This is a genomic window from Arthrobacter sp. NPDC057009, assembly GCF_042673905.1.
GTDB lineage: Bacteria > Actinomycetota > Actinomycetes > Actinomycetales > Micrococcaceae > Arthrobacter.
Genome location: NZ_JBHUSB010000010.1, coordinates 134139 through 151638, shown reverse-complemented (window position 1 = coordinate 151638; position 17500 = coordinate 134139). Strand labels below are relative to the sequence as shown.

At 68.7% G+C, this 17500-nt stretch carries 16 protein-coding genes and 1 riboswitch; of the genes, 15 read left to right on the top strand and 1 reads right to left on the bottom strand.

Annotation, left to right across the window (positions count from 1 at the left end; translation table 11 throughout):
• The first annotated feature begins 55 nt into the window (after positions 1–55).
• The 11 genes from ACFTR6_RS12675 to ACFTR6_RS12625 all read left to right on the top strand — a co-directional run bounded on the left by ACFTR6_RS12675 (position 56) and on the right by ACFTR6_RS12625 (position 10879).
• Positions 56–937 carry a shikimate dehydrogenase gene (locus ACFTR6_RS12675; RefSeq protein WP_377958180.1) on the top strand — a complete coding sequence of 294 codons (882 nt, stop codon included), beginning with the start codon at positions 56–58 and terminating at the stop codon, positions 935–937.
• Positions 937–2835 carry a bifunctional sugar phosphate isomerase/epimerase/4-hydroxyphenylpyruvate dioxygenase family protein gene (locus ACFTR6_RS12670; protein ID WP_377958179.1) on the top strand — a complete coding sequence of 633 codons (1899 nt, stop codon included), beginning with the start codon at positions 937–939 and terminating at the stop codon, positions 2833–2835. Before ACFTR6_RS12675 ends, ACFTR6_RS12670 begins: the two co-directional genes overlap by 1 nt.
• Positions 2836–2897: 62 nt before the next feature.
• Positions 2898–3812: a protocatechuate 3,4-dioxygenase subunit beta gene (pcaH, locus tag ACFTR6_RS12665; RefSeq protein ID WP_172804275.1), complete on the top strand. Its 915-nt coding sequence runs from the start codon at positions 2898–2900 to the stop codon at positions 3810–3812.
• Entirely contained in the window at positions 3805–4413 is a 609-nt protein-coding gene (gene pcaG, locus ACFTR6_RS12660; protein WP_377958178.1) for a protocatechuate 3,4-dioxygenase subunit alpha, read from the top strand. The genes pcaH and pcaG overlap by 8 nt, the downstream gene beginning before the upstream one ends.
• On the top strand, positions 4410–5894 hold the full coding sequence (locus tag ACFTR6_RS12655; RefSeq protein ID WP_377958177.1) for a lyase family protein: 1485 nt from the start codon (positions 4410–4412) through the stop codon (positions 5892–5894). The genes pcaG and ACFTR6_RS12655 overlap by 4 nt, the downstream gene beginning before the upstream one ends.
• Positions 5887–6705, top strand: a complete 819-nt coding sequence (locus ACFTR6_RS12650) for an alpha/beta fold hydrolase (protein ID WP_087872295.1) — start codon at positions 5887–5889, stop codon at positions 6703–6705. Before ACFTR6_RS12655 ends, ACFTR6_RS12650 begins: the two co-directional genes overlap by 8 nt.
• Positions 6702–7199: a 4-carboxymuconolactone decarboxylase gene (pcaC, locus tag ACFTR6_RS12645; RefSeq protein WP_377958176.1), complete on the top strand. Its 498-nt coding sequence runs from the start codon at positions 6702–6704 to the stop codon at positions 7197–7199. The genes ACFTR6_RS12650 and pcaC overlap by 4 nt, the downstream gene beginning before the upstream one ends.
• Before the next feature lie 78 nt (positions 7200–7277).
• Positions 7278–8510 carry a thiolase family protein gene (locus ACFTR6_RS12640; RefSeq protein WP_377958175.1) on the top strand — a complete coding sequence of 411 codons (1233 nt, stop codon included), beginning with the start codon at positions 7278–7280 and terminating at the stop codon, positions 8508–8510.
• A 3-nt stretch (positions 8511–8513) separates the two neighbouring features.
• Entirely contained in the window at positions 8514–9221 is a 708-nt protein-coding gene (locus ACFTR6_RS12635) for a 3-oxoacid CoA-transferase subunit A (RefSeq protein ID WP_377958174.1), read from the top strand.
• A 1-nt stretch (position 9222) separates the two neighbouring features.
• Positions 9223–9906, top strand: a complete 684-nt coding sequence (locus ACFTR6_RS12630; RefSeq protein ID WP_377958173.1) for a 3-oxoacid CoA-transferase subunit B — start codon at positions 9223–9225, stop codon at positions 9904–9906.
• Positions 9907–10042: 136 nt separating this feature from the next.
• Positions 10043–10879: an IclR family transcriptional regulator C-terminal domain-containing protein gene (locus ACFTR6_RS12625; protein WP_377958172.1), complete on the top strand. Its 837-nt coding sequence runs from the start codon at positions 10043–10045 to the stop codon at positions 10877–10879.
• A 46-nt stretch (positions 10880–10925) separates the two neighbouring features.
• Here the strand turns inward: ACFTR6_RS12625 and ACFTR6_RS12620 are convergent, their stop codons facing one another.
• Positions 10926–12671 (bottom strand): DUF222 domain-containing protein, encoded by a 1746-nt coding sequence (locus tag ACFTR6_RS12620; RefSeq protein WP_377958171.1) that lies wholly within the window; start codon positions 12669–12671, stop codon positions 10926–10928.
• A 407-nt stretch (positions 12672–13078) separates the two neighbouring features.
• Here ACFTR6_RS12620 and ACFTR6_RS12615 point away from each other — a divergent pair, with 407 nt between their 5' ends.
• From ACFTR6_RS12615 to ACFTR6_RS12600, 4 genes are all read left to right on the top strand, one after another.
• Positions 13079–14275, top strand: a complete 1197-nt coding sequence (locus ACFTR6_RS12615) for a Re/Si-specific NAD(P)(+) transhydrogenase subunit alpha (protein WP_377958170.1) — start codon at positions 13079–13081, stop codon at positions 14273–14275.
• The gene (locus tag ACFTR6_RS12610; RefSeq protein WP_377958169.1) at positions 14275–14691 is read left to right on the top strand and encodes an NAD(P) transhydrogenase subunit alpha; all 417 of its coding nucleotides are present in this window, start codon (positions 14275–14277) and stop codon (positions 14689–14691) included. The genes ACFTR6_RS12615 and ACFTR6_RS12610 overlap by 1 nt, the downstream gene beginning before the upstream one ends.
• Complete coding sequence (locus ACFTR6_RS12605) at positions 14688–16061, top strand: NAD(P)(+) transhydrogenase (Re/Si-specific) subunit beta (protein ID WP_076799522.1); 1374 nt, start codon at positions 14688–14690, stop codon at positions 16059–16061. The genes ACFTR6_RS12610 and ACFTR6_RS12605 overlap by 4 nt, the downstream gene beginning before the upstream one ends.
• 178 nt (positions 16062–16239) lie before the next feature.
• Positions 16240–16401, top strand: a riboswitch (cyclic di-AMP (ydaO/yuaA leader).
• Between the two features lie 5 nt (positions 16402–16406).
• A complete protein-coding gene (locus tag ACFTR6_RS12600) occupies positions 16407–17348 on the top strand; it encodes a LysM peptidoglycan-binding domain-containing protein (RefSeq protein WP_377958168.1) in 942 nt (313 codons plus the stop codon).
• Positions 17349–17500 lie beyond the last annotated feature (152 nt).

The following is a 17500-nucleotide window of genomic DNA, read 5'->3' as shown; positions in this document are numbered from 1 at the left end:
ACCGCGCATCACGCGCCAACAATGGCCGGGTGCCTCTGCCGAAGGAGCCACCCGCATGAGCAATCGAACCGAGTCCTACCTCATAGGGCTTGTCGGTGATGGCGTAATGCCTTCGCTCTCACCCCACATGCACGAGCGCGAAGGTGACATTCAGGGCGTCCGGTACCTCTACCGGCCCATCGACCTGCACGAGCTCGACCTCCCGGCCTCCGCCGTCGGCGACCTGCTGCAAAGCGCCTACCGGATGGGCTTCAACGGGCTGAACATCACGCACCCCTGCAAGCAGCTGGTCCTCCAGCACCTCGACGAGATCGCCCCCGACGCCGAACGGCTGGGCGCCGTGAATACCGTGATGATCCAGGACGGCCGGTTCATCGGCCACAACACCGACTTCTCCGGCTTTGCCGCCGCCCTCGCGTCCGGGCTTCCGGACGCCGCGCTGGGGCACGTGGTGCAGCTGGGAGCGGGCGGCGCCGGATCCGCCGTCGCCTACGCCCTGCTCACGGCCGGCGTGCAGATGCTGGACCTGGTGGACATGGATCCGGCGCGCAGCGCCGAACGCGCAGCCGAGCTGGCCGGCTTCTTCCCGGACCGCACCATCACGGCGCGCACGACGGCGGAGCTGCCGCAGCTGATGCCCGCCGCCGACGGGCTGGTGCACTGCACCCCAGTGGGCATGGCCGCCCACCCGGGCACGCCGCTGGACATGGCTCTCGTCGAGCCCCGGCACTGGGTGGCGGACATCGTCTACCGCCCCATCGAAACCGAGCTGGTCCGCGAAGCCCGCGCCAAGGGCTGCCAGGTGCTCGACGGCGGACGCATGGCCGTGGGCCAGGCCGCCGACGCCTTCCGGATCTTCACCGGCCTCGAGCCGGACGCCGACCGGATGCGCGCCCACTTCCTGGAGCTCATTGCCGCGGAAGAGGTGGCCGTCTGATGCGCACCGGTATCGCCACCGTCTGCCTCTCCGGCACGCTGAAGGAAAAGATGCAGGCCTGCGCCATCGCTGGCTTCGACGGCATCGAAATCTTCGAACAGGACCTGGTCACCTCCCCGCTGAGCCCCGAGGATGTCCGCAGGATGGCCGCGGACCTGGGTCTCACGCTGGACCTCTACCAGCCCTTCCGCGACTTCGACAGCGTCCCCGGGGATCTGCTGGCAGCCAACCTCCGCCGGGCCGAGGCCAAGTTCCGCCTCATGTCCCGGCTGGGTATGGACACCATCCTGGTCTGCACCAACGTCGCCACCGCCACGATTGACGACGATGACCTCCGCGCATCCCAGCTTGCCGCCCTCGCGAAGCTTGCCGGCGAGCACGGCATTCGGGTCGCCTATGAGGCCCTGGCGTGGGGAAAGTACGTCAACGACTACGAGCACGCCCACCGCCTCGTGCAGATGGTGGACCATCCCAACCTCGGCACCTGCCTGGACTCCTTCCACATCCTCTCCCGGGACTGGGACACCGCCCCGATCGAGGACATCAGTGCGGAGAAGATCTTCTTCGTCCAAGTGGCCGACGCCCCCAAGCTCTCCATGGATGTGCTCTCCTGGAGCCGGCACTACCGCGTTTTCCCCGGCGAGGGCCAGTTCGAGCTCGCCAAGTTCATGGGGCATGTGGTCCGCGCGGGCTACACCGGGCCCGTGTCGCTGGAGGTTTTCAACGACGTCTTCCGCCAGTCCGACGTCGAACGCACCGCCGTCGATGCCATGCGCTCGCTGATCTGGCTGGAGGAACAGAGCGCCAAGTGGCTGGACGCGAACGCCTCAGCCCCGGGCACCGCCGGTGCGATGGGCACTCAAGGCACGGCCCGCCGTCGTTATCCCATGGAACTGGCAACACTGCCGCAGGTCGCAGAGCCTGCCGGCTTCAACTTCGCCGAGGTCAAGGCCGCCGACACCGGCGTGCTGGAAACGGTCCTCGGGCAGCTCGGCTTCGAGTTCAACGGCCGCCACCGCACCAAGGACGTCCAGCTCTGGACCATGGGGCACGCCCGCGTGATCATCAACGAACAGGCGCCCGAAGCGGCCGAGCCGGCCATCGCCGCACTCGGCTTCGACGTCGATTCCCCGGTGATTGCCTCCGCCCGCGCCCAGCAGCTCAAGGCCCCCGCGGTTCCGCGCAAGAGCCAGGCCAACGAGGAGGTGTTCCAGGGCTTCGCGGCCCCGGACTCCACCGAGATCTTCCTGTGCCAGGGCAACCCGGACGGCACTGCTGCCTGGACAGCTGAATTTGGTGAAGGGCTCGAGGTTCCCTCCGGCGCCCGCACTGCCGTGATCGACCACGTGAACCTGGCCCAGCCGTGGCAGCACTTCGACGAGGCTGTCCTCTTCTATACGAGTGCGCTCGCGCTGGAACCGCTGCCGTACGCCGAAGTTGCGAGCCCCAGCGGACTGGTCCGTTCGCAGGTCATGCAGACCGCGGACCGGGACGTCCGCCTGGTCCTGAACCTCGCCCCGCTGATCCAGCAGGAAGGTGCCCGCAAGAGCTACCAGGAGCACATCGCCTTCGCGGTGGATGACCTGGTGGCCACCGCCCGCACGGCCCGCGACCGGGGGCTGGCCTTCCTGCAGATCCCGGAGAACTACTACGAGGATCTGGCCGCACGGTTCGATCTCGACCCCGGCTTCCTGGCCACGCTCCGGGAACTGAACCTGTTGTATGACCACGACGCCGACGGCGAGTTCCTGCACTTCTACACCGCCACCGTGGGCAGCGTGTTCTTCGAAATGGTGGAACGCCGCGGCAGCTACGACGGCTACGGGGCGCCCAACGCGCCGGTGCGGCACGCCGTCCAGTACGACCACCTGCACCAACTGTCGCCAAGCAACCGCTGATCGCCCAAGCATTGACCATGAACTCATTGAATTGCCCAACCACAGATTGAAAGGAGGCTGCTGTGCCTGAAGACGTGAATCTGGCAACGTACAACGCCGACGCGCTGACCGAGGACCTGTCGGACGCAGTACCCGCAACCCCGGCCGCCCCGCAGGCCGTCCCCACGGAACTCCCTGCTGAAGCGCAGCGCGTGGAAACCCAGCAGGATCTCAGTGCCGAGATCAAGGCCATCGGAGACGCCTACGCCCGTGCCCTGAAGGGCGGCGCGGCTCCGGAGACGCAGCCGCGGCTGGACTTTCCGCCCTACCGCAGCAGCCTCCTGCGCCACCCCACCAAGAGCCTGCACCACGCGGACCCGGAAACCATTGAGCTGTACTCCCCGGCATTCGGCCACCAGGACGTCCACGCCCTGGAGTCGGACCTGACCATCCAGCACAACGGCGAACCGCAGGGCGAACGCATCATCGTTGCCGGCCGCGTGCTCGACGGCGACGGCCGCCCCGTTGCCGGGCAGCTCGTGGAGATCTGGCAGGCCAACGCCGCCGGCCGCTACATCCACAAGCGCGACCAGCACCCCGCACCGCTGGACCCCAACTTCACCGGCGTGGGCCGCTGCATCACCGGCCCGGACGGTTCCTACCGCTTCACCACCATCAAGCCGGGCGCCTACCCGTGGAAGAACCACCTCAACGCCTGGCGGCCCGCGCACATCCACTTCTCGCTGTTCGGCCAGGAGTTCACCCAGCGCATCGTCACGCAGATGTACTTCCCGGGCGACCAGCTCTTCCCGCTGGACCCGATCTACCAGTCCATCGTGGACCAGGATGCCCGCGACCGCCTCGTGGCCACCTACGACCACGACCTGACGGAGCCGGAATGGGCGCTGGGCTACAACTGGGACATCATCCTGACGGGCTCCAAGCGGACCTGGACCGAGAACGAGGCGCTGGGCGCGGAAGGCGACGACCATGAGTAACTCCACCAAGCTGGTTCCCACCCCGGGCCAGACCGTCGGCCCGTTCTACGGCTACGCCCTGCCCTTCAACAAGGACCGTGAACTGCTGGCGCCGGGGTCGCCGGGCACGATCCGCCTGCAGGGCACTGTCTACGACGGCGCCGGGCACCCCATCCCGGACGCCATCCTGGAAATCTGGCAGCCGGACACTGAGGGCAACATCGTCCACCGCACCGGCTCGCTGGTCCGTGACGGCTACACGTTCACCGGTTGGGGCCGCAGCGCCGTCGGCAACACGGGCGTCTACACCTTCACCACCGTCAACCCGGGGCCGACCGAACCGGGCGCGGCAGCCTTCATCTCCGTGGCGGTCTTTGCCCGCGGCCTGATGAACCGGCTCTTCACCCGCGTCTACCTGCCGGAGAACGAGGAAGCACTGGCCAAGGACCCGCTGCTGTCCTCGCTGGACCCGGAGCGCCGCCAGACGCTGATCGCACGCCGCGATGGGGACGGCGGGCTCACCTGGGACATCCGCCTGCAGGGCGAAGGCGAAACCGTCTTCCTTGACTTCCAGCGAACCGAAGCTGAATCGGGAACCCAAGCCGGGGGCGCTGCAAAGTGAGCGGGCTCCTCAGCCCGGTCTCGGCGTCGCCCCTCGTGGAGGCGCTGACCGGCGACCGTGCCGTCCTCGGGGCCATCCTGGCCGTCGAGGCCGGCTGGGCCGCTGTGCTGGAGCAGCACGACCTTGCCCCGTCCGGGTCCGCTGCCGTGGTTGCCCACGCCGCCGATGCCTCCCGGTACGACCTTGTCGATATCTCCCGCCGTTCCCAGGGCGGCGGCAACCCGGTGATCCCGCTGGTGGCCGATCTCCGGGCGCAGGTCAAGGCCCTGGATACCGCCGGCGTCGGTGCCGGAAAGGCTGTGCACACCTCGCTGACCAGCCAGGATGTGCTGGACACCGCCCTGATGCTGATGGCCCGCAACACCGTTGAGGCGCTGCTCGCCGATGTTAAGGGCACGACGGCGGCGCTGGCCCGCCTGGCGGAACAGCACGCGGACACGCTGTGCGTGGGCAGAAGCCTGACCCAGCACTCGCTGCCGTTCACGTTCGGGCTGCGGGCTGCGCAGTGGTTCCATGGGCTGGCGGCCGCGGCACGCCGGCTCAAGGTGCTGGAACTGCCGGTGCAGTTCGGCGGCGCGGCCGGAACGCTGGCCGCCGGGACGGTGCTGACTTCCGGCTTCGCCACCGCCCGCCATGCGACTGACCCCTTTGCCCTTTCGGACGCGCTGGCCGCCCAGCTGGGACTCGCCGCCACACCGGCGCCGTGGCACACCAACCGGCTGGCCGTGACGTCGCTCGGCGACGCTGTTGCCGCCGTCGTGGACGCCCTGGGCAAGATCGCCGCCGACGTCCTGTTCCTGAGCCGTCCCGAGGTGGCCGAAGTAGCGGAACCGCGCGCCAAGGGCCGCGGATTTTCCTCGGCGATGCCGCAGAAGCAGAACCCTGTGCTGTCCGTGCTGGTCCGCAGTGCCGCCCTGCAGGCCCCGGGCCTGGCTGCGCAGCTGCACCTGGCCGCAGCCACCTTCAATGACGAACGCCCCGACGGTGCGTGGCACACCGAATGGCCGGCCCTGCGCCAGCTGCTCGCCCTGGCCCTCGGCGCCGCCGGCCACCTGAGGGAACTCGCCGAGGGCCTGCAGGTCTTCCCGGACGCCATGCGGCGGAACCTGGACCTGTCCGGCCCGCTGCTGCTCAGCGAAGGGGTCTCCGCCGGGGTTTCACTCCTTTTCGGGGATGCAAACGCGTCCGCTGCCGACGGGAAGCAGCAGCTGCAGGCCGTCGTCGACAAGACGCTCCAGGTTCCGGCCGCCGAACAGTCCGCCACCTACCGCCGTCTGCTGCGGGAGGCCGTGCCCGCGGACAAGCTTTCCGACGAGCGGCTTGAGGCGCTGCTCGATCCCGCCAGCTACCTAGGCCAGGCAGCGGAGATCTCGCGGCGGATTCTGGCCGCGTTCCCGGACTTCGCGGGTGTTTCAATCCCAACAGCTGCAACCCAACCAGCGTCAACCAGACCAGACGGAAACGGAGATTCCCGTGGCTAAACCAGCAGTGAAGGCAGTGCTGCTTTCGCCCCAGCGCGCATTGGGCGATAAACCGCTTCTGATCGTCGGGCCGTCGCTCGGCACGTCCTCCGTACTGTGGTCCAAAGTCGGTTCCCTCCTGGGCAACGACTTCGATGTTGTCGCCTGGGACCTTCCCGGCCATGGTGTCTCTCCGGCCGCTGCCGAAACCTTCAGCGTCGCCGATCTGGCGGATGCCGTCGTCGAACTTGTCGACTCGATCGCGCCCGGTGAAAAGTTCCACTACGCCGGCGTGTCGCTGGGCGGCGCCACCGGCCTGCAGCTGGGCATCAAGCATGCCGACCGGCTCAAGAGCCTCTCCGTGCAGTGCTCCGGTGCCAAGCTCGGCACCCCCGAGGGCTGGCTGGAACGCGCCGAGACCGTCCGAAGCCAGGGCACCCCGGTGATGATCCAGGGCTCGGCCGAACGCTGGTTCGCACCCGGGTTCATGGACCGCGACCCCGAACTCAGCAGCCGGCTCCTGCACTCGCTGCGCGATGCCGACCGTTTCAGCTACGCCTTCTGCTGCGAGGCCCTGGCCTCCTTCGATGTCCGCGACCAGCTGGGCAGCATCACTGTCCCGACGCAGGTGGTGGCCGGTGCGCTGGATGGGGTCGCCCCGCCGTCGATGGCAGAAGAAGTGGCCGCCGGAATCACCGCGGGCGGTGGCACCGCCTCCGCCGCCACGCTCGGGGGTGTGGCACACTTGGCGCCCGCCGAGGCGCCCGCACACACGGCCGAGCTGATGCGCAGCCTCATCGCCTGGGCCGAGACCCGTGGAGCAGCCAAATGAGCGGCGCCGAAGCTACTGGTACCCGGACCTCCGGCGCTGAGCGCAACGGTGTGGTGCAGCCGGGTGCCACCAGCCAGGAGATTTACGACGGCGGCATGGTGGTCCGGCGCGAAGTGCTCGGCGACGCGCACGTTGACCGCGCGAACGCCAACATGGACGCCTTCATCGAGGACTTCCAGGACATGATCACCCGCATCGCGTGGGGCGGAATCTGGACCCGTCCGGGCCTGCCCCGGCAGATGCGCTCCGCCGTCACCATCACGGCCATGGTGGCGCACGGGCACTGGGAAGAACTGGCCATGCATATCCGCGCGGCCATCACCAACGGGCTGAGCAGGGACGAGATCAAGGAGATCCTGCTGCAGACCGCCATTTACTGCGGAGTTCCCTCCGCGAACACCGCCTTCAAGACAGCCCAGCAGGTCTTCCATGAAATGGACACCCCTGCAACGGACAACGCAGCCACCCCTGCAACTGACACCCCACCCAACTAGCTCGCAGTAGTTGTCGTTTTGAGCCCTCAAAACGACATTAAGTGCCAGCCAGTTGGGCCCAGACAATTCGAGGAATTCATGAACCAGGCTTTTGTTTACGACGCCGTGCGCACGCCGTTCGGGAAGTTCGGCTCCGGCCTCGCCGGGGTGCGGCCGGATGATCTTGCCGCCCATGTGATCAGGGAGTCCGTGAAGCGCGCCCCGGCGCTGGACCCGGAGCGGATCGACGAGGTGGTGTTTGGCAACGCGAACGGCGCAGGCGAGGAGAACCGTAACGTCGCCCGGATGGGCACGCTGCTGGCCGGGCTGCCCGTCTCGATCCCGGGCACCACGGTGAACCGCTTGTGCGGATCGTCGCTGGACGCGGCGATCATCGCGTCGCGGCAGATCAACGCCGGCGACGCGGACGTGGTGCTGGTGGGCGGTGCCGAGTCGATGAGCCGTGCGCCGTGGGTGCTGCCGAAGACGGAAAAGCCGTACCCGGCCGGGGACATGACGCTGGCCTCGACCACGCTGGGCTGGCGCCTGGTGAACAAGGCCATGCCGAAGGAGTGGACCATCTCCCTGGGCGAGGCGACCGAGCGTTTGCGGGAGAAGTATGGGGTGACCCGGGCGCAGCAGGACGAGTTCGCCGCGAACTCGCACAACCTGGCCGCCGCCGCGTGGGACGAGGGGTTCTACGACAACCTCGTGGCCCCGGTCCCCGGCACCGACCTGGTCCGCGATGAGGGCATCCGCCCGGGTTCGTCGGCGGAAAAGCTCGCTGGGCTGAAGACGGTCTTCCGTGCCGAGGCCGACGACGCTGCGTCCGGCGCCACGAAGGGCGGCACGGTCACGGCCGGGAACGCCTCACCGCTGTCCGACGGCGCGTCCGCGGCGTGGATCGGGTCCGAGAACGCCGCCTCGATCCTGGGCCTGGAGCCGCTGGCGCGGATCGCCGGGCGCGGTGCGCACGGCAACGACCCCCAGTTCTTCGGCTTCGCCCCGGTGGAGGCGGCAAACAAGGCCCTCGCGAAGGCGGGCATCGGCTGGGACCAGGTGGGCGCCGTCGAACTTAACGAAGCGTTCGCCGCGCAGTCCCTGGCGTGCATCAACGCCTGGGGCGTCGACCCGTCCATCGTGAACCGGCACGGCGGCGCGATCGCGATGGGCCACCCCCTTGGTGCATCCGGCACCCGGATCCTGGGTACCCTCGCCCGGTCCCTGCAGGCCTCCGGCCAGCGGTGGGGTGTCGCGGCGATCTGCATCGGCGTCGGCCAGGGCCTCGCCGTCGTCCTCGAGAACATGACCGCTTCTAACGGAAAGGCGTAGGCGATGCTGAATTTCATTGACACCGTCGGGGAGGCCGTCGCGGCCATCAAGGACGGCTCCACCGTGATGATCGGCGGGTTCGGCAACGCCGGGCAGCCGTTCGAACTGATCGACGCGCTGCTGGAATCCGGCGCCACGGACCTGACCGTGGTAAACAACAACGCCGGCCAGGGCGACCAGGGCCTGGCGCTGCTGATCAAGGAAGGCCGGGTGCGCAAGATGATCTGCTCGTTCCCGCGGCAGTCCGACTCCTGGCACTTCGACGCCAAATACAAGGCCGGGCAGATCGAACTCGAACTGGTCCCGCAGGGCAACCTGGCTGAACGGATCCGGGCCGCCGGCGCCGGGATCGGCGGGTTCTTCACCCCCACCGGGTACGGGACCATGCTCGCCGAGGGCAAGGAAACCCGCATCATCGACGGCCGCGGCCAAGTGTTCGAGACCCCGATCCATGCCGACGTCGCGCTGATCAAGGCGCTGAAGGCCGACCGGGTGGGGAACCTCGTGTACCGCAAGACGGCGCGGAACTTCGGCCCGATCATGGCGGCCGCGGCGAAGCACACCATCGTGCAGGTGTCCGAGATCGTGCCTACCGGTTCCCTGGACCCGGAGAACATCGTGACCCCCGGGATCTACGTCAACAGCATCGTCCGTATTGATTCCAGCGGCGCTGCCGGCGCCGGCTCCGACCTGAAGGAACAGGCGGCCTGAGATGAGCCTTGTGGAAACGTCCATCCAGACCTCCGAAACGCCGCTGGGGCGTGACGACCTCGCCCGGCTCGTGGCCCGCGACATCGCCCCCGGCTCGTTCGTAAACCTCGGCATCGGCCAGCCCACCCTGGTCTCGAACTACCTCCTGCCCGAACAGAACATCACGCTGCACACCGAGAACGGCATGCTCGGCATGGGCCCGGTGGCCACCGGCGACCAGATTGATGAGGACCTCATCAACGCCGGCAAGATCCCCGTCACCGAACTCCCGGGTGCGTCCTACTTCCACCATGCCGACTCGTTCGCGATCATGCGCGGCGGGCACCTGGACATCTGCGTCCTCGGCGCGTTCCAGGTCTCCGCGACCGGTGACCTCGCCAACTGGCACACCGGCGCACCCGACGCGATTCCTGCCGTGGGCGGTGCGATGGACCTGGCCACCGGCGCCAAGGACGTCTTCGTGATGATGACCCTCCTGACCAGGGAAGGTGTGTCCAAGATCGTTGAAGCGTGCACCTACCCGCTCACCGGCGTCGGCTGCGTGACCCGCGTGTACACCGACAAGGCCGTCTTCCTCACCGGCCCCGACGGCGTCCGCGTCCGCGAAACCTTCGGCTGCACGCTCGAGGAACTCCAGGCACTGGTACCCGTCCCCCTAACGGCAGCACCCGCCGTCGGACAGTAACCACACTGCTCTCCTCCTCTCAGCGCGAACGGACACTTGTGGCCCTTGGCGTGCGCGCCACCGGGGCCATAAGTGTCCGTTCGCGCTTGGCGGCGGGGCCATAAGTGTCCGTTCGCGCCGATTAGGATTGGTAATCATGACCGACGCAGCAGCAGGGACCCCGCCCCGGGTGGGCCGCCCGCCCAAGGACGCGGCGCCGACGGCGAGCGACCAGTACGTGCAGTCGCTGGCGCGGGGGCTCGCGGTGATCCGTGCGTTCGACACCGAGCACGCCGACATGACGCTCACCGAGGTGGCCGCCCGCACCGGTCTCACCCGTGCCACGGCCCGGCGCTTCCTGCACACGCTCGTCGAGCTCGGCTACGTCCGCACCGACGGCAAGACCTTCGCGCTCACGGCCCAGGTGCTGCAGCTCGGCTACGCCTACCTGTCCGGTCTGTCCCTCCCGCAGCTGGCCCAGCCGCACCTGGAGGAGCTGTCCTTGAAGCTCGGCGAATCCACCTCCGCCGCTGTTCTGGACGGTACCGATATCGCCTACATTGCCAGGGTCACCACGCGCCGGATCATGACGATCGGCATCACGGTGGGCACCAGGTTCCCGGCCTATGCGACGTCGATGGGCCGGGTGTTGCTCGCCGGGCTCCCGCCCGAGCAACTGAAGGAGTACTTGGCCGCAGCCGAGATCAAGCCGCTCACCCCGCGCGCCGTCGGCACGGTGAAGGACCTGCTGGCCGTCCTCGATAAAGTCCGGGCCCAGGGCTGGTGCTTGCTGGACCAGGAGCTCGAACTTGGCTTGATGTCCGTGGCCGCGCCTGTGTACCACGGCCCAAAGGTAGTGGCGGCCGTCAACGTCTCGCTGCAGGCCCAGTCCGTGGCAGCCAAGCCGGATCCCAAGGCGTACCTTGAATCCGTGCGGAAGGAAATCGTGGCCACGGCAGAGCGGATTTCGGCGGACTTCTCCAGCGGCCGGTAGGTGAAGCAGGCATTGGCTGGTGCCCGGAATCTCTCGCCGGCGCCCTTCATTCCCGGTGGGGTCGTGAGCGGAAGAATTGGTTCCGGCGGGGTTTACGCCCCGGGTCCAGTTCCGGTGGTGGTTTGAACCAGGGCACCTCGTTGGTGACTTCGATGGTCCAGTTTTCCTTATGGATCAGGTGGTGGTGATAGCTGCAGAGCAGGACGCCGTTGCCGGTGCTGGTGGGTCCGCCGCGTGACCAGTAGGTGATGTGGTGGGCTTCGCACCAGGGGGCGGGCATGGTGCATTGCGGGAACGCGCAGCCTTGGTCGCGGGCCATGATGGCTTTGCGGATGTGGGGCGGGAAGATCCGTGAGGCGCGGCCGACGTCGAGGATGCGGCCGCCGGCGCCGAGGACGACGGGGATGAGGTCGGCGTCGCAGGCGATTTTGCGGATCGTGGCCGGGTTCACCGGCCCGCTGAACGCGAACAGGGCTGTGCCGTCGCCGGTCCGGGCGGCGTTGAGCGGACCGGCGGAGGCTGGCTGCAGATTCTGGGCGCCTTGGGCCCACTGTGTGTCCAGCGCTCCTTGGAGACTGGCGGTGCTGGGCTGGCCCAGCCATTGCTCGACTCTGGCGAGCAGGTCGCGGTGGTCGATGGTGACCAGGATCTGGGGTCGGTGGCCGCCGTTGGCGGGCAGGGCGTCGGTGGTGAGGGCGGTTTGGCAGGCGCCGACGAGCCCGTCGAGGCGTTTCTGGCCCTGGGACCGGTGATCCAGGTCGATTTCCGGTACACCCGGGCTGTCCCACCGGGCAAGGACAGCCTCACTATCCGCCGCCCCGCCGCCGGTCCCGCCGCCGTTTCCGTGGCCGCCATCGCCGTGGCCCCCGTTCCCGCCATCGCCGTCGCTGCCATTCCCGTCTGCGTGTTCCGGGGCCGGGGTGCGGGGGTTGGTGGCGGTGTTCATGGCGGTGGTGAGGGTTTCGAACTGTTCGGGGGTGGCGAAGATTTCCAGGTGGTGCAGTCCGTGTTTGGGGCGGCGGATGAAGGCCCCCTGGATCTGGCGGAGCCCCGGTTCGGAGGGTTCGGGGCCGTCCTGGTCGATCGCCTCGGCCCAGTGCCGTGCGACGCGGGTGACGAAGTCCGCGTCATTGTCGATCGCCGTTTGAGTGAGGTCGTGTTCCATCGCGGCGGTGCGGGCCGGGGTGGTGAAGTGCCGGGCCCGGTCCCGGGCGAGGGTGATGGTGGTCGCGGCGCGGGAGCTGATCTGGGCGGTGCTGACCGCCGTCGCGAGTTCCCCGTAGCGGGGCGGTAGCTGTTGGCCGCCGAATCCTGCTCTGGGCAGGATGGAGTCGGCGAGGGTGAGGCGGCGGCGGGCCTCGCAGGCGCTGATGCCCAGCCTGGTCCGGAGGAAATCCACCGTGTTCCGCGAACCATCAGCATTGGGGTCCGCATCCGGGACGGGAACGGCGTCGGGGACCAGCGGTGCCGCGGCGGCGGTGAGCGCCGCGGTGCGGGACCTCTCCACGGCACCGGCGGCGGCTACCTGCAGATGCTCCACCCTCCGGGAGAGCCGCTCGACCCGGTCCGCGAAATCAGCGGATTGGCGGAAACCCCACACCGCGGTGTCCTCGGCGGTGATTGCTTCCGAGTCCAGCGCAGCTATGGCCTGGTCAACTGCATCCATCCCGGCTGGGACGCTTTGAAGGGCGGTGGCACCGATGGAAGCGAACCCACCGGCTTGGGCGGAACCCGATCCACCGGCAGCGGGCGCTACGGCGGGGTTCGCGGTGAATCCCCCAATGGCTTCCACAAACCCATTCTGATCAGGGGGTCTGACATTAATTGACCCGCCGTCCGGCGCACCACCGTCGGGTGAACCGCCGTCGGAAGCCCCAGCAGTGAGCCAGCCACCGCCGTCGATCCCTGCCACGGAGCCTGACCCACCGGCACCAGGCCCTAAGGCCCGGTTCCCGGTGAATCCCCCAACGGCTTCCATAGAAACAGTCTGATCGGGGGGTCTGACATTTTGACCCGCTCACGGCCTCTCTGAATTTTTCGGAGGTGCTCCAACGCCTAACTGCCGGCTCACCCTCCCGCCCGGCGCCCCGGGGCCATAGACTCTAGCCAACTACGTGCAGCAGCGCCGCTCCGTGAACCGCCCGAAAGGGAACCGAGGGGAGTCACCGCGCCGCTGCACCCGTTGGAAGGACGTGGCGGGTGAAGCTGGGCATAGCGCGGGAGCGCCGGGAAGGCGAACGGCGGGTCGCCGCGACCCCCGAGACGGTCAGGCAGCTCACGGGGTTGGGCCTGGAGGTGCTGGTCGAGTCCCGGGCGGGTGTTTCCGCGGGCCATGCCGACGATGAATACCGCCAGGCGGGCGCCCATATCGTTCCGGACCTGGATCCCGCCGGGCTGGACATCGTCGCCCATGTCCGCCCGCTGGAGCTTCCGACGGCGGCAGCCCTCCGCCGCGGGGCGGTCACGGTTGGCTTGGCCTCGCCGTCGTCCGAACTCGCCACGGTCAGAGTGCTCGCCGAACGCGGCGTCACGTCCTTCGCGCTGGAACTCGTGCCGCGCATTTCCCGGGCCCAGTCAATGGACGCCCTCTCCTCACAGGCGCTCGTGGCCGGCTACCGGTGCGTCCTCGAAGCTGCCATCCGCCTGCCCCGCTTCTTTCCGCTGTACATGACCGCAGCCGGAACCGTCCCGCCCGCGCGGGTGCTGGTGCTCGGCGTCGGCGTGGCCGGGCTGCAGGCGATCGGAACGGCGAAGCGGCTCGGCGCCCGCGTCTCCGCCAACGACATCCGGCCGTCCTCGGCGGAGGAAGTCACGTCGATGGGCGGCACCTTCATCAAACTCGACCTGGAGACGGCAGAGGCAACAGGCGGCTACGCCCGCGAGCTGAGCGCCGACCGAGGTGCCCTGCAGCGGCAGCTGCTGGCACCTCACGTTGCCGATGCCGACGTGCTGATCACGACGGCGGCCGTCCCCGGCAGGCATGCCCCGCTACTGGTGACCCATGAAATGGTGCAGGGCATGCGCCCGGGATCGGTCGTCGTCGACCTCGCCGCGGAATCCGGCGGCAATGTTGAAGGGTCAGTTCCCGGCCGCGACATCCACGTCCCCACCGCGGACGGCAAGGGGACGGTCGCCGTCGTCGGGCTCAAGGACGCGCCGTCGGCCATGCCGGCTGACGCCTCCCGGCTTTACGCGAAGAACGTGGCCAACCTGCTGGCGCTCATGATCCGGGACGGGACAGTGGCCCCGGATTTCGACGACGACGTGATAGCCGGTGCCTGCCTGACGCACGACGGCGTGGTGCGGCACCAGCCCACCGCGGAAGCTCTCAACGAACTCGCCAGTGAGCTGGCGAACGGGCCAGTGAAGGCGTCGGAAAACGAAGGGGTGGCCTGATGGACGGCATCAGCCTGCTGACGATCACCGTGCTCGCGGTGTTTGTTGGCTTCGAAGTGGTGTCGAAGGTTTCCAGCACCCTGCACACACCCCTGATGTCCGGCGCGAACGCCATCCACGGGATCATTCTGGTGGGCGCCATCATCGTTGCCGGCCAGGCAACGCACCCCTGGATCCTCGCGGTGGGGCTGCTGGCGGTGGTCCTTGCCACGGCCAACCTGGTGGGCGGCTTTGTGGTGACCGACCGCATGCTGGAGATGTTCCGCGGCCGCAAGCCGGACAAGGCAGCCTTGCCCGGATCCGCGCCCGGATCCGCGCCCGGTGCCGCGCCCGGATCCGCGCCCGGTGCCGCGCCTGGTGCCGGGCAGGGTGCCGCGCAGGGTGAAACCGGGGAGAAGACGGAGGCCCGGCGGTGACCCTCCTCGACCCGAACGTCACCGCGCTGCTCTACCTCGCGGCCGCCGTCTTCTTCATCCTGGCGCTGAAAGGCCTGAACTCCCCGCGGACCGCCCGGCGCGGCAACCTCATCGGCGCTTTCGGTGCGCTGGTCGCCGTCGCCACCGTCTTTCTCTCCACCCGGCTGGACAACGTCCCCCTGATCCTCGGCGCAATCGCCGTCGGTTCCGGCGTGGCAGCGCCCGTGGCCCGGCGCGTCAAGATGACCCAGATGCCGCAGCTCGTGGCGCTGTTCAACGGAGTGGGCGGCGGCGCCGCCGCCCTCGTGGCCCTGCTGGAACTGCCCCATGCGGAGGACGCCTGGGTGCGCGTCGCCGTCGTCTTCACCCTGCTGGTGGGGGCGGTGTCCTTCGCGGGATCGGCCGTGACGTTCGCGAAACTGCAGGAGCTCATGACCACCCGGCCCGTGGTGTTTCCGGGCCTGCCGGTGCTCATGGGGATAGTCCTGCTCGCCGCGGTGGGAACCGCCGCCGCCGTCGTGCTGGGCGGGTCCCTCATCCTGGCGCTGCTGCTCCTGCTGCTGGGCCTGGTGGCCGGCGTGCTGCTGGTCCTGCCGGTGGGCGGCGCAGACGTGCCGATCGTCATCTCGCTGCTCAACGCCTTCACCGGCCTCGCTGTTGCGGCGTCCGGCCTGGTGCTGGGCAACGTCCTGCTGGTGGTTGCCGGCACGCTCGTCGGGGCGTCGGGCACCATCCTCACCCGGGCGATGGCCGCGGCCATGGGCCGCAGCGTGGCCGGCATCCTTTTCGGGGCCTTCCGGGGAGGTTCGACGGCGGGATCCACCGCCGTGAGCGACCGTCCGGTCCGCTCGTCCAGCCCGGAGGACGTGGCGGTGCTGCTGGGCTACGCGCAGCGCGTAATTATCGTTCCCGGGTACGGGCTGGCCGTGGCGCAGGGGCAGCACACCGCGGCAGAGCTGGCGCAAGCCCTGGAATCCCGCGGAATCCGGGTGGACTTCGCCATCCATCCGGTCGCGGGGCGCATGCCAGGGCACATGAACGTGCTGCTTGCCGAGGCCAATGTGCCGTACGAATCGCTCAAGGAAATGGGCGAGATCAACTCTGAGTTCCGCACCGCCGACGTCGCGCTGGTGGTGGGCGCGAACGACGTCGTGAACCCGGCGGCCAAGACCACCGCCGGTTCGCCGATCTACGGGATGCCGATCCTTGAAGTGGCGGACGCCCGGCAGGTGGTGTTCCTGAAGCGGTCCATGCGGCCAGGGTTCGCCGGAATCGAGAACGATCTCATGTACGAGCCGCAGACCACGCTGCTGTTCGGCGACGCCAAAGAATCCCTGACAAAGGTGTTGGGCGCGGTAAAGGCCCTGTAGGGTGGGACCTTCGGGACCGCCAGCCCTTCTCGGCGCCCTTTCCGTCAGCGTTCCTTCCCGCCTCGCCGTTACCGAAATGTGACATTTGATGCCCACGTGCGATAGCCTCGGCGGGTGCCTTGGTTCCGCTCAGGGCATTCCCGGGCAGAATGCCGAGCCCTGCCGCTGACCGGGATCCGTTCGCAATGACCCGAAGGCAGGGACGGGGGAACCACGTTAGTACCGGCCTTGCCAGCAAGGCCTAGGGGTTAAGTCCAGACGCTCCGCGCAGCGGGCAATCAGGACCGGGTGACTCCCATCCGAACCCGACAGCTAACCCCGCAGGCATGGGAGAGGCCCATCACCATGTCACGTAAGTCATTCGCGCGCCATCGCGCCACCCCCACGACGTCCATCGCTCTGCAGGGGCTGTCGTATTCCCTCAAGTCCAACGCCGCGACGGTTGCCAAGCCCGCCGCCGCAGCCGCCGTCGCTTCCGGTCTCCTGTTCGGTGCCGGCGCGCCCGCCCACGCTGGTGCCTACGCGCCCGACGCGTCTGGTACTGCCGCTACGCAAGCCGCCACAGGTGCCGCCGGTGCGGTCCAGTCCGCTGCCGGCCAGGCGCTGGCTGCGCCCGCCACGCCTGTAGCCCCCGCCCCGGCAACCGGCGGTTCTGCTGTTGCCGGCGCATCCCACACCGTGGTGGCCGGCGACACCCTCGGTGACATCGCGGCGCGCCACGGGGTCAGCCTGGATGCACTCCTCGCGGAGAACGGCCTGTCTCTGGCATCAATCATTTACCCCGGTGACCAGATCCTGATCCCGGGACCGGGCGCTGCTGCAGCACCTGCCGTGCCCGAGGTTCCCGTGGCCCCTGCTGTCCCTGAGGCTCCTTCCCCGGCGGCTCCTGCACCTGCGGCAACCGAGCCCTCCGGCATGGGCATCTACACCGCCTCCGCATCCATAACGCCGGCGGCCGCGCCCCAGACGGCCAGCGGTGTGGGCGCAGCGATCGTGGCTTCCGCCCAGTCGCAGCTCGGTGCCACCCAGGACTGCACCATCCTGGTGGAGCAGGCGCTCCGTTCCATCGGCAAGTCCGTCGGTGACCTCGCGCCCACGCAGTTCTACCAGTACGGCACTCCGGTCTCCTCCCCGCAGCCCGGCGACCTGATGATCAGCGGTGGCCACGTCGGCGTCTACATCGGCGACGGGCAGGCAATCAGCAGCGGCATGAACGGTGTCAACGAAACCATCGTGCACCCGGCCTCCTGGCTCACCGGCTCCACCTACGTGCGGGTGAACGCCTAACAGCGCGGATGTCCGCCCGGCCGGGCGGCAACCGGATACGGCAGCGGGGGGTGGGTTTTGGAACCCCCCGCGGGGGGTTTATTTGGTAACCCCCCCCCCAGACGCGCGGCCCGGGCGGGGGGGGGCGGGGGGAGGAGGGGGGGACAAACCCC